The 11288-nt window shown below is 64.2% G+C and carries 14 protein-coding genes; 4 read left to right on the top strand and 10 right to left on the bottom strand.

Annotated features, from left to right (window positions below; all coding sequences use genetic code 11):
- Positions 1-18: 18 nt before the first annotated feature.
- On the bottom strand, positions 19-768 hold the full coding sequence (locus BMZ02_RS00175) for an RNA methyltransferase (protein ID WP_091638899.1): 750 nt from the start codon (positions 766-768) through the stop codon (positions 19-21).
- A 153-nt stretch (positions 769-921) separates the two neighbouring features.
- On the opposite strand from BMZ02_RS00175, the gene BMZ02_RS00170 reads away from it, so the two are divergent.
- Complete coding sequence (locus BMZ02_RS00170; protein WP_091638898.1) at positions 922-1722, top strand: inositol monophosphatase family protein; 801 nt, start codon at positions 922-924, stop codon at positions 1720-1722.
- 80 nt (positions 1723-1802) lie between these two features.
- The gene (locus tag BMZ02_RS00165) at positions 1803-2861 is read left to right on the top strand and encodes a polysaccharide deacetylase family protein (RefSeq protein WP_091638896.1); all 1059 of its coding nucleotides are present in this window, start codon (positions 1803-1805) and stop codon (positions 2859-2861) included.
- Positions 2862-2882: 21 nt separating this feature from the next.
- Here BMZ02_RS00165 and BMZ02_RS00160 read toward each other — a convergent pair whose 3' ends face one another.
- Together BMZ02_RS00160 and BMZ02_RS19155 are read right to left on the bottom strand one after the other, a co-directional pair.
- Positions 2883-4160 (bottom strand): M48 family metallopeptidase, encoded by a 1278-nt coding sequence (locus tag BMZ02_RS00160; RefSeq protein ID WP_245753897.1) that lies wholly within the window; start codon positions 4158-4160, stop codon positions 2883-2885.
- Between the two features lie 155 nt (positions 4161-4315).
- Positions 4316-4588, bottom strand: a complete 273-nt coding sequence (locus BMZ02_RS19155) for an RNA recognition motif domain-containing protein (RefSeq protein WP_091638892.1) — start codon at positions 4586-4588, stop codon at positions 4316-4318.
- A gap of 343 nt (positions 4589-4931) precedes the next feature.
- Between BMZ02_RS19155 and BMZ02_RS18685 the strand changes: the two genes are divergently transcribed.
- Positions 4932-5120, top strand: coding sequence for a hypothetical protein (locus BMZ02_RS18685; RefSeq protein WP_139209100.1), 189 nt, complete (start codon positions 4932-4934; stop codon positions 5118-5120).
- Between the two features lie 59 nt (positions 5121-5179).
- On the opposite strand, the gene BMZ02_RS00145 is transcribed toward BMZ02_RS18685, so the two are convergent.
- From BMZ02_RS00145 to BMZ02_RS00130, 4 genes are all read right to left on the bottom strand, one after another.
- Positions 5180-5551 (bottom strand): hypothetical protein, encoded by a 372-nt coding sequence (locus tag BMZ02_RS00145; RefSeq protein WP_091638889.1) that lies wholly within the window; start codon positions 5549-5551, stop codon positions 5180-5182.
- Positions 5552-5767: 216 nt separating this feature from the next.
- Positions 5768-6358 (bottom strand): TetR/AcrR family transcriptional regulator, encoded by a 591-nt coding sequence (locus tag BMZ02_RS00140; RefSeq protein ID WP_091638887.1) that lies wholly within the window; start codon positions 6356-6358, stop codon positions 5768-5770.
- Positions 6359-6510: 152 nt separating this feature from the next.
- A complete protein-coding gene (locus BMZ02_RS00135) occupies positions 6511-6765 on the bottom strand; it encodes a Smr/MutS family protein (protein WP_091638886.1) in 255 nt (84 codons plus the stop codon).
- The gene (locus BMZ02_RS00130) at positions 6746-7318 is read right to left on the bottom strand and encodes an LOG family protein (protein WP_091638884.1); all 573 of its coding nucleotides are present in this window, start codon (positions 7316-7318) and stop codon (positions 6746-6748) included. Before BMZ02_RS00130 ends, BMZ02_RS00135 begins: the two co-directional genes overlap by 20 nt.
- Before the next feature lie 86 nt (positions 7319-7404).
- Here BMZ02_RS00130 and BMZ02_RS00125 point away from each other — a divergent pair, with 86 nt between their 5' ends.
- Complete coding sequence (locus tag BMZ02_RS00125) at positions 7405-7950, top strand: porin family protein (protein ID WP_091638882.1); 546 nt, start codon at positions 7405-7407, stop codon at positions 7948-7950.
- Between the two features lie 26 nt (positions 7951-7976).
- On the opposite strand, the gene secF is transcribed toward BMZ02_RS00125, so the two are convergent.
- Genes secF through yajC form a run of 3 tightly spaced genes read right to left on the bottom strand, consistent with a single transcriptional unit; the run spans position 7977 to position 11195 of the window.
- Positions 7977-8927, bottom strand: coding sequence for a protein translocase subunit SecF (gene secF / locus BMZ02_RS00120; protein ID WP_091638880.1), 951 nt, complete (start codon positions 8925-8927; stop codon positions 7977-7979).
- A 21-nt stretch (positions 8928-8948) separates the two neighbouring features.
- Positions 8949-10820, bottom strand: a complete 1872-nt coding sequence (gene secD / locus BMZ02_RS00115) for a protein translocase subunit SecD (RefSeq protein ID WP_091638878.1) — start codon at positions 10818-10820, stop codon at positions 8949-8951.
- A gap of 18 nt (positions 10821-10838) precedes the next feature.
- Positions 10839-11195: a preprotein translocase subunit YajC gene (yajC, locus tag BMZ02_RS00110; RefSeq protein WP_091638876.1), complete on the bottom strand. Its 357-nt coding sequence runs from the start codon at positions 11193-11195 to the stop codon at positions 10839-10841.
- Positions 11196-11288: the final 93 nt, after the last annotated feature.

The following is an 11288-nucleotide window of genomic DNA, read 5'->3' as shown; positions in this document are numbered from 1 at the left end:
AACGCACAATCGCCGGAGTCACTCACCTCCCCCGCGTCGCAGCGTGCCGTCGAGCCCTTTCTCGACGTGGGCGAGAACACCTCTGAGAATCTGCATTTCGTTGTGATCGGGGCGCGCTCGCCCGAAGAACAGCCGCAGCCGCCGCATGAGTGCGCGCGGATTGGCCGGATCGAGAAAATCGATCCGCTGCAGCACCCGCTGCAGATGGGTATAGAAGCGCTCCATGTCGTCGGCGGTCGCCGGCGGCCACTCCGAGGTGGGCTGTTCCGGCGCGACATCGGCCAGCCCAGCCATTCGCAACTCGTAGGCCATGACCTGCACCGAGGCCGCAATGTTCAACGAGCTGTAGTCCGGGTTCGCGGGAATCTGAACCAGACGGTGGCAACGGTCCAGTTCCTCGTTGGTCAGCCCCACCCGCTCACGCCCGAACAGCACCGCCACGGGCCGTTGCTCCGCTTCGGCAATCAGCCGCGGCGCGGACTCCCGCGGTGTCTCGACGGGGCACGACAGCGTCCGCTGGCGCGCCGACAGGCCCACCACCAGTGTGGTCCCCACCAACGCGTCGTCCAGCGTCTCGTGCACCTGGGCGCGATCAAGGATGTCATCGGCTCCCGATGCCATTGCGGTGGCATCGGGATGCGGAAACTGACGAGGGCTGACCAGGTGGAGGGTGTCCAGACCCATGGTCTTGATGGCCCGGGCCGCCGCCCCGACGTTGGCCCCCAGGGAGGGCTCCACCAGTACCATACGGACGTGTTCCGGGCGCATTGAGGCTCCTGCTGCTTGCGGACTTCGGATCGCATGTTCTCGGGAGTGGCAGTGTACCGCCGATACCGCCAGAAGTAAGGCCAAGTTCAACCGGCGGCCCAGACCTGTTATTCTCCCGCACCACTTCCCAGGTCGACGGACTCAGACACCTCTATGAACCCGATGGTCAACATGGCCGTGCGCGCCGCTCGCAGCGCCGGCAACCTGATTGTTCGCTCCATGGATCGGCTCGACCGCGTCCGCATCGAGTCGAAGGGGCTGAACGACTACGTGAGCGACGTGGATCGGGCCGCCGAACAGGAGATCGTCGGCACCCTGAAACGCGCCTACCCGGATCACGAATTTCTCGGCGAGGAAGGCGGCAGCCAGGGCCGCTCCGACTACGTCTGGATCATCGACCCGCTGGATGGCACCACCAACTTCATCCACGGCCTGCCCCACTTCGCCGTCTCCATCGCGCTGCAGGTCAAGGGCCGACTGGAAGCGGGCGTCATCTACGACCCGATCCGCCAGGAGCTGTTCACCACCAGCCGTGGCAACGGCGCCACCCTGGATGACCACAAGATCCGGGTCCGCAGCCACAAGAGCATCGAGGGGCGGCTGATCGGCACCGGCTTCCCGTTCCGGCAACCGCATCACATGGACGCGTACATGGGCCAGTTCCGGGCCGTCGTGGAACACGCGGGGGATCTGCGTCGCGCGGGCTCTGCCGCACTGGATCTGGCCTACGTGGCCGCCGGCCGCCTGGACGGCTATTGGGAGATCGGCCTGCAGCCCTGGGATGTCGCGGCCGGTGCGCTGCTGGTTCGCGAGGCGGGCGGGGTCGTCGGCGATTTCAACGGCAGTGAACAGTACATGGACAACGGCAATATCGTTGCCGGCAGCCCGAAGCTGTTCCACAACCTGCTGCAGCATGTCCGGCCCCACTGCACGCCGGCGCTGCTCAAGGGCTGAACGGTCCGCCTTTCGGCCCCTGTGATCGAAGGTTATGCTGTAACACGCTCCAATCACTCAGTTGCGACGGGAGTCAACCTATGATGCTTCGGGGACTGGCCCTGGCGGGTCTGCTATTCGGCGCGGAGATCGGTGCGGCCCAGGCCGGTGGCTGGCATGCGGTCGCGTTCATGTACCACCGCTTCGGCGAGGACGACTACCCCTCCACCAGCATTTCCCTGGACACCTTCGAGGCCCACCTGGACCACCTCGAGGAGGAATACACCATCTGGCCCATGGAGCGGATCGTCGAACACCTGGAGAACGGCGAACCGGTGCCTGACCGCACTGTTGCCATCACCATCGACGACGCCTACCGCTCGGTCTACGAGAACGCCTTTCCGATTCTCAAGGAACGGGACCTGCCGTATACCGTCTTCGTCGCCACGGAGCCGGTGGACGACGGGCTCTCCGGCTACATGACCTGGGATCAGATGCGCGAGATGGAGGAGCACGGCGCCACGTTCGCCAATCACTCCACCACCCACGATTACCTGGTGCGCCAGGGCGAGGAGGAATCCGACGAGGCCTACGCCGAGCGCATCCGGGACGACATCAGCAACGCACAGGATCGCATCGAGGAGGAGCTGGGCGAACACAACGACATCCCGATGCTGTTCGCCTACCCCTACGGCGAATACAACCAGACGGTTGCGGATGTCGCCGAGGACCTGGGATACATCGGCATCGGTCAGCACAGCGGCGCCATCGGGCCTTACAGCCACCCCATGGCCTTGCCGCGCTTTCCGATGGCGGATTCGTTCTCGGACCTGGACGATTTCAAACAGAAGGCCGGAGCGAAATCACTGCCGGTGGAGTCCATCGACCCGTGGGACCCGGTGGCTGCCGAGGACAACAATCCGCCGCGAATGGAAGTGACTCTCGCCGACAGCGACGCCCGGCTGAATCAGCTCGCCTGCTTCGTGGGCGGCCAGGGTAGCGTGGAAGTGGAGTGGACGGACCGCGACGCACGGATCTTCGAAGTGGAAGCGCCGGAGACCCTGAACCGGGGCCGTACCCGCTACAACTGCACCGCGCCGTCGGAGGAACAGGGCCGCTTCTACTGGTTCAGCCAGCAGTGGATCATTCTGCCCGACTGATCCACTGACAGGGGGGCCGCCTCAGGCCCCCATATCCTCCAGTGCCTGCCGCGCCCGCCGCCCGGTCTCGTCATCGGACTGGGCGGCGGTACGGTAATGCCGGATCGCCTCGTCGCGATTCCCCTGGGCACGTTCCACGTTACCGAGATGGTAATGGGCATCCGCGGTGGGCAGCAGCTCCAGGCTCCTGCGCAGATCGCTCCTGGCCCCATCCAGTGCACCGCGGTTCTCGCGGACCATGCCACGCCGCAGATGGTGATAGAACCAGCTGTCGTCGCGCTCCAGCGCCCGGCTGTAGGCTGATTCCGCGTCCTCCATGCGCCCCTTGGTCGCCATGGCATCGCCGGCAAGGGCGTGGAACGTCGCTTCGCCATCCTCCATGTCCAGGGCTTCCCGGGCTTTCGTCAGGGCTGTCTCCGCATCACCTTCCCTGAGCGCCCGCCGCCCCTCGTCGTGCGCTGCGTACGCGGGTTTCAGCTCCTTGATGGTTGCAATCCGCTCCTGGTAACGATCGCGGCCCCACTCCCCTTCAGCCCCGAGGCGCTCCAGCGTGCGGCGGTTGTTGTCCACGCGCTCTTCGCTGGGCGGATGCGAGGCAAACAGCCCCTGTGCAAACCCGCCCCCTCCGCGACCTTCCGACAGCCGGACGAACGTCTCCTGCAGGTCCACGGCAGCTTCGGGGTTGTAGCCGGCACGGTGCATGTAGACCATGCCGTATTCGTCCGCCTCCCGTTCCGCGTCCCGGGAGTATCGCTGACTGATGAGCTGTGCCCCCAGCCCGCCGGCAAGCAGCGCGACAGCGGCGTATTCCTGGCGGTCCGTGGCGACGCCCACGGCAACCCCTCCGGCCATGACCGCCCCCTGGAGCAGCACCTGCTGTGACTGCCGCTGCGCCCCATGGCGGGCGGCCGAGTGCACCACCTCGTGACCGAGCACCGACGCCAGCTCCGCCTCGGAGTTCATTTCCGTCAGCAGGCCACGGTTGATGGCGATCTTGCCTCCGGGCAACGCCCACGCGTTGGGAACAGAACTGTTCAGCACGGTGAACTCGTAAGGCAGATCCCGGTCCGCCTCCGCGGCCACCCGCTGCCCTACTTCCTGCACGTACGCCAGCAACTCCTGATCGAACGTGTAATCGCCGCCTTCAATCTGCCGCAGCGGCGCGTAGTTCTCCTCGCCAACCTCCAGCTCCCACTCCTCACTGACCAGACTGAACTGGCGTTCACCGGTGACCGGATTGACCGAACACCCTGCGACCACGGCAACTGCAAGGCAGAGCCCGAGAACCCGATGCCACACGACACGCTCTCCCAGAGAAAACAATGGATGGAGGACCATCCGGGGCAACACTGGATAATTTCACCACAGATGCGGGACACATGCGACGGTCACGCCCCTGCCGGAGGCCGTGGCATGCAGCCGGCCCCGCCGGAACCGTGAGCGCCGGGCAGGCTTCAGAACGGCCGACGAACGCGGTGCCCCGTTCGCTGGCGTGCCTCGTTGATGCGCAGTGCGCGGCCGCCGAGTTCATAACCGTTCAATGCCGCGATCGCCGCCTCGGCCTCGTCGGCATCCATCTGCACGAACCCGAACCCGCGCGGTTTCCCGGAATCGCGATCAGCGATGAGCTTCACCGAGCGGACGGTTCCGTGAGCCTCGAACAGCGAACGCACATCGTCTTCGGTCGAGCTGAACGGCAGATTCCCCACATAGATTGTCTTGTGCACGCTTGATGCTCCGAACGACCCATCTCCAGCCGGTGATGGGCACAGCCGGCGGCCCCCCGCACGGCCAGTCCCCGGCCCCTCCTGATAACCGGGCTCCCCGGGCGCCCCGATCACGTCACGGGGGCGCCCTCTCTCGGCCGCCCTGCAGGATGCAACGTTCTCTGCGGCCATGAAGAAGTAATGGTTCAGCTTTACCCGACCGTCAAGAAGGATGTTGTGGCGGGCGCGCGGTGACTTGTTTCGTAACCCCGAGGGGGGCATCATCGGCGCCAACCGTACAATGCCCTTCCGCCAGCGCACCGGCGAGGGGCCTGTCGACCCGATCATAGAGGAGTTACGAAGCGTGGCCACCTGGGAAATGATTCTGGCAGGAGTCGTCGCCGTGCTTGTCACCATGTGGTTCATGCCCGGCATCAGGGAGAGCATGAAGCGGAACAAGGAGAACGCGGATCAGCCCAAGGACTGGCGCGGTCTGCTGTTTCCCATGGTCTTCGTGGTGCTGTTCGTTCTATTGCTGATCAGCATGGTCTAGCCGTAACGACAACGGCCCGCCGAAGCGGGCCGTTGTCGTTACTGGCGTGCTGCACACCTTCAGGAGCTCGGGTCCGACTCCCGCTCGCCACCAGCGCCCACGAGGGTGCTGACATTCCGTCCCTTCTGCGGCAGGAAGCCCCACTCGACGAGACGCTCCTCGGTCGGGTTGTCAAAGCGCTGCTCACCCACGACGCGCTGCTCGGTCTGCAGCACCCGCTCCACCGGCTGCCGCTTGAAACCCCACTCCACCAGCAGGGCCTCGGTGCGGCTCTCCGGCTCCGCCGGCACGGTCCGCACGATGTTCGTGGATTCCATGCGCTCCGGCATGAACCCCAGATCGATCAGACGCTGGTCCACGCTGGTGTTGCCGGCGAACGCAGCCTGGGAAACAAGCACAGCGGCAAGGCCTGCAATGATCTTCACTTTCATGGTCTACCTCCAGGTTTTAACGACAAGACTGAACCGATCTGTCTACACTCTATAAGAGCAAGACAGGTCTGTCTACCCCTGGAACACAATAATGCTCCCTCCGTGTACGGCCGACTTCTGCGCCGGTCACACGGGCACCTGGTGAAGGCTGTGGAAAAAAAGCCCGCGGCAGTCAGATGCTCCCGCGGGCTTTCCAGTGGCGGATCGAGGCCGGATTCAGCTCAGCTCGCCGGCGGCTCTGGCGATGATGGTGCTGGCTGCCGCGCGGGCATCTTCGACCAGGGAATGGTCTCCGGTCACCTGCGCCATCACCGTGACTCCTTCAATCAGCAGAACAAGCTGTCGGGCCACATCCTTCGGGTTCTGCAGCCCGGCCTCCTCTGCCAGGTTGGCCACGTACTCGATGCGGAACTGCTTGTGCCCCGCCGCGGCCTGGTGAATGGGATGGTCGTGCTGGGGGTACTGAACCGCCAGATTGATGGAGGGACACCCCCAGAACTCCTCCTGCTGAGCCCAGCGATCCATGAAACTGAACAGGGCCTCCAGCCGTTCCCGGGCTGTCAGCCCCTCCTCGTTCACCGCCTCTTCGAACTGATCCCGGACACGCTCGTGGAACCGCTCACACGCAGCCAGCACGAGATTGTCCTTGGACCCGAAGTGCTTGTAGAGCGTCATCTTGGCAACGCCCGCCTCGGCAAGCACCTTGTCGATACCGGTGGTATGGCAGCCGTTGCGATAGAAGAGGTCCGTCGCCGTTTCCAGCAACTGATCACGTCGTGAACCGGTCCGGTTATCGGTCGAGGTCATGGGCTTGCTTTCCTCCTCGGGCACGGTATTGACGGGTACGCGCGCCGGCGCGCCCCATTCTCTTTATGACATCGTTACAAGTATACTGGGCTGTCTACGAGAATGCGAACGGCGTCACGAAACCCGCACGGGCAAGGGATGCCCCGGCCGGATCAGTGGCGGAAATGCACGAACAACCGCCCCGGGTTCTTCGTATCCTTCTCCACCCGGTGATACTGCTCACGGATATGCGGTTGCTCGAGGAACTTGAGTACACGCTTCTTCAACTGGCCCTTACCCCGCCCGTGGATGATCTCCACCATGGGCAGGCGCTTCTCCACCGCCCGGGTGATGGCATCGTTGAGCGCCGCGTCGATCTGGCGGCCACGGTTGAAGATATCGTGCAGATCAATCTTGAGTCGTGCCATGGGTCAGCGTTGATCCGTTCTGCATCATGCGCGCCAGCAACGCATCGGGGTCGGTATCCACCGTGAGCATGGCGCGGTGCTGCGGGCGGATCAACGCCTCCTCGACGCAGTGATCGAGAAACGCCAGCAACCCATCATAGTAGCCGTGGGCATTGAGCAGTCCCACGGGCTTGGCGTGAATCCGAAGCTGGCTCCAGGTGAGAATCTCGAACAGCTCTTCGAGTGTCCCCAGGCCACCCGGCATGGCAATGAAGCCGTCGGCCCGCTCGGCCATGATCGTCTTGCGTTCATGCATGGTCTCGACCTGCACCAGTTCGGTGAGCCCGAAGTGCGCGACCTCGTGCTCTTCGACAACCCTGGGAATGACCCCGGTCACCTTCCCGTGCGCCGCCAGAACCGCTTCGGCGATCTCGCCCATCAGGCCAATGCTTGCACCGCCATAAACCAGGCCCAGCCCGCGACCGGCCAGGGCCGCCCCCATGGCCCGCGCGGTCTCCAGGTAGCGTTCACCCCGCCCCGGGCTGGAACCACAATAGACGCACACCTGTTTCATCACCACTCCCTATCAATCGCTAATGATGCATACTCCCACTGATATGCTGACGACTCTCAACCCCAGCCAAGCGCTAAGGAGCGACCATGCCCGCCCGGACCCTAGCCCGTCACGCCCCCGCACTGGCCATGGCGCTCGGCCTCTCGGCCGCCGCGATGGCAACACCCGCCGAGAGCCAGGACCGATTCTATCTCGGCATGGATGCCATGAACTGGTCGTATGATGAAGACGGGGGGCGTGATTTCTCGTCGCTCGGTGTACGGGGCCGTCTCGGCGTCCGGCTGAACCCGACCTTCTCCGTCGAGGCGCACCTGGGCGGAACGGGTACGGATCGTTCCGGCGATGAACGCCGGGAGCTGGACTTTCTCTACGCCGGCCTGATCCGGGGCGATCTCGGCATTACCCGCTACACGTCCATCTACGGCGTCATGGGCGCGGCCGGCATCGAGATGAGCGGGCGGGACGCCGACGACAACAGTGTCAGTGTCCGGGAATCCGGCGTCAGCCTTGGCATCGGCCTGGATTTCAACCTGTCGCCGGGGGCGTCGCTGAACATCGACTACATGCGCTACATCGACTCCAGCGACCTCGACTTCTCGGCCATCAGCGCTGGCGCGCGCTGGACCTTCTGAACCGGTCGCCACCGGGGCGCGGCCGCTCAGGGGCGCGCGCCCTCGCCCTCCTCTTCCTGGTCCTCACCCTCCTTGGCCGGCGGCTGCAGGTCATACTTGGTCACGCCCATGGCGAGCGCCGATGCGCTGGCCACGAAGATCGAGGAGTAGGTCCCGACCAGGACGCCGAGCAACAGGGTAAAGGCAAAGCCGGAAATCACCTCGCCGCCCACGAAGTACAGCGACAACACCACCAGCAGGGTGGTGAACGATGTCACCAACGTACGGGACAATGTCTGGTTGATGGACGCATTCATGACCTCCTCGGTACTGCCCTTGCGCATGCGCAGGAAGTTCTCCCGTATTCGGTCGAATACGACGATGGTGTCGTTCAGGGAGTAACCGATGACCGCAAGCAACGCTGCGAGTACCGTGAGATCGAACGTGATCTGGAACAGCGAGAGAATCCCCACCACGAGGGTAATATCGTGAACCAGCGCCGCCACTGACCCCGCCGCAAACCGGTATTCAAAACGGAACGCCACGTAGAGCAGAATACAGCCGAGCGCCCCGAGCATGGCCAGGGCACCCTGCTCGGTGAGCTCCTCGCCCACCTGCGGCCCGACGAATTCCACACGGCGCAGCTCCACCTCGGGGAAACGCTCCTCCAGGGTGTCGAGGACGCGATTGCTCAGCGCATCCGCGTCTTCCTCGTCACGCGGCCCGAGCCGGATCATGACATCCCGGGCGGTGCCAAAGTGCTGGACCACCGCTTCCTCGTATCCCCCCTCGTCCATGGTGCGACGGACTTCGGAGAGGTCCACGGACTCCTGGAACCCGACCTCGACGATGGTGCCGCCCGTGAAGTCGATGCCGAAATTCAGCCCACGGACTGCGATGATCGCGACGGCCAGAGAGAGCATGATCAAGGACGCCAGGCCGGCCCAGCGGCGCCGGCTCATGAAATCCAGGTTGGGCGTTTTATTGAAAAGCCACATGGTATCGCGTCCCTTGCCCGCTCAGATTGCCAGCCGCGTCAGACGACGCTTCCGGCCGTAGATCAGATTGACCACCGCACGTGTGCCCAGAATCGCCGTGAACATGGAGGTCACGATCCCGATGGACAGGGTCACGGCGAAGCCCTGGATCGGCCCGGAACCGAACAGGAACAGCACCACGGCCGCGATCAGCGTCGTAATGTTGGCATCGGCGATGGTCGACAGCGCCTTGGCGTAACCGGAGTGGATCGCTTGCTGCGGTGATAGCCCGGCCGCGATCTCCTCGCGTATTCGCTGGAATATCAGCACGTTGGCATCAACCGCCATGCCCACCGTCAGGACGATACCGGCGATGCCGGGCAACGTCAGGGTCGCCTGAAGCATGGAGAGCACCGCGACGATGAACACCAGGTTCAGCATCAGCGCCATATTGGCGATCAGGCCGAACACCCGGTAGTAGAACGCCATGAACAGCACCACCAGCACGAAACCGATCACCACCGCCATGACGCCGCGGTCAATGTTCTCCTGACCCATGCTCGGGCCGACCGTGCGCTCCTCGATGATGTCGATGGGTGCGGCCAGCGACCCCGCTCGCAGCAGGAGGGCGAGGTCTCGTGCGGCGGAGCTGTCTTCCAGGCCGGTGATGCGGAACCGGTTCGAGAGCGGCTCCTGGATGGTGGCGACATTGATCACCTCCTCCGTCCGCACCCGCTCGGTGACGCTCTCACCATCCTCTTCCCGGGTTTCCTGGCGGGTTTCGATGAACACCACCGCCATGCTGTTGCCCACGTTCTCGCGGGTCGCCCGGTTGAACATGTCGCCACCCGCGGAGCTGAGGCGGATGTTGACCTCGGGGCCGCCCGTCTCCTGATCGATGCCGGAGGAGGCATCGATGATGTACTCGCCGGTGAGCATGACCTCCCGCTCCATGACCACGTAGTCGCCATAGCGCGGATTCCGGGCCGGGTACTTCACTGTTCCGGGCGGCGCCGGGTCGTCGGCCTCGCCGCGGTACGGGTAGTGGTCTTCGTCCACCATCCGGAACTCGAGGGTGGCCGTTGTCCCGATGATCTCCCGCGCCCGGGCCGTGTCCTGCACGCCGGGCAGCTGCACGACGATGCGGCTGGTGCCCTGCTGCTGGATGACCGGCTCGGCGACACCCAGCTCGTTCACCCGGTTGCGCAGCGTGGTGATGTTCTGCTGCACGGCAAAGCGCTGGATCTCGTCCTTTTCCTCGTCGGGCACGGTGGCGATGAGCCAGTACTGGCCATCGCGCTCCTCTTCGGCCAGATCAAGCTCGCGGTACTCGCTGCGCAGCTTGTCGTAGGCCCGCTCCCGGTCCGCGGCGTCATTGAAGCGGGTGACGATGCGGTTGTCGTCATCCACCTCGATGCGGCCGTAGCGGATGCGCTCCTGGCGCAGCTGATTGCGGAAATCGGTCTGGTAGCGCTCCAGGCTCTGGGTCACGGCCGCATCCATGTCCACGTCCATGAGGAAGTGCACCCCACCGCGCAGGTCGAGGCCGAGATACATGGGCGCCGCATTGATGGCCCGCAGCCAATCCGGCGTTGCCGGCGCCAGGTTGAGCGCCACGGTGACGTCGTTCCCCAGCCGCGCGCGCAGCAGGTCCGCTGCATCCACCTGCGCATCGGAGCTGCGGAAGCGAATCAGTACCCGCTCTTCGTCCACTTCGGTGGCAATGTACTCCTTGCCTTCCTCGTCGAGGACCTCCCGGGCTTGTCGCTCGATCTCGGTGGTCTCCACCGCGCCGCGCACCGGCGTGATCTGCACGGACGGATCCTCGCCGAAGACGTTCGGCAACGCGTAGAGCACCCCGATCACGATCGCGATGATGAGGACCAGGTACTTCCAGAGCGGGTAACGATTCATGGACAGGCAGCCTTGCGCTTATTTACCAGCCTTCTTGGCTTCTTCGGGATCCACCTTGCCCTTGATCGTCCCCTTGGGCACCACCTGGGCAACTGCATTTCGCTGAACTTTCACCTGGTTGTTGTCGTTGATCTCGACACTGATGAAGGTCTCGTCAACGTCGGTGATGCGGCCCAGAAGCCCGCCCTGGGTAATGATCTCGTCACCCTTCGCCAGCTCGGAGACCATCTTCTTGTGCTCTTTCTGACGCTTCGCCTGGGGGCGGATCAGCAGAAAGTAGAAGATCGCGATCAGCAGGATCGGGAAGAGCAGAGCGGTCCAGCCCGCACCTTCTCCACCCTGCTGGGCGAAGGCACTGGAGATGAAGAATTCCATGGATCAACCTCTTGTCGATGGCAAAAACGAGCCAAACAATGCATCCGCGGTCACGCGGGCGTCAACATGCACGCACCCGGGCGGTCCACCACG

The sequence above is a fragment of the Aquisalimonas asiatica genome (assembly GCF_900110585.1).
GTDB classification, from domain to species: domain Bacteria; phylum Pseudomonadota; class Gammaproteobacteria; order Nitrococcales; family Aquisalimonadaceae; genus Aquisalimonas; species Aquisalimonas asiatica.
This window is presented reverse-complemented; position numbering and strand designations above follow the sequence as displayed.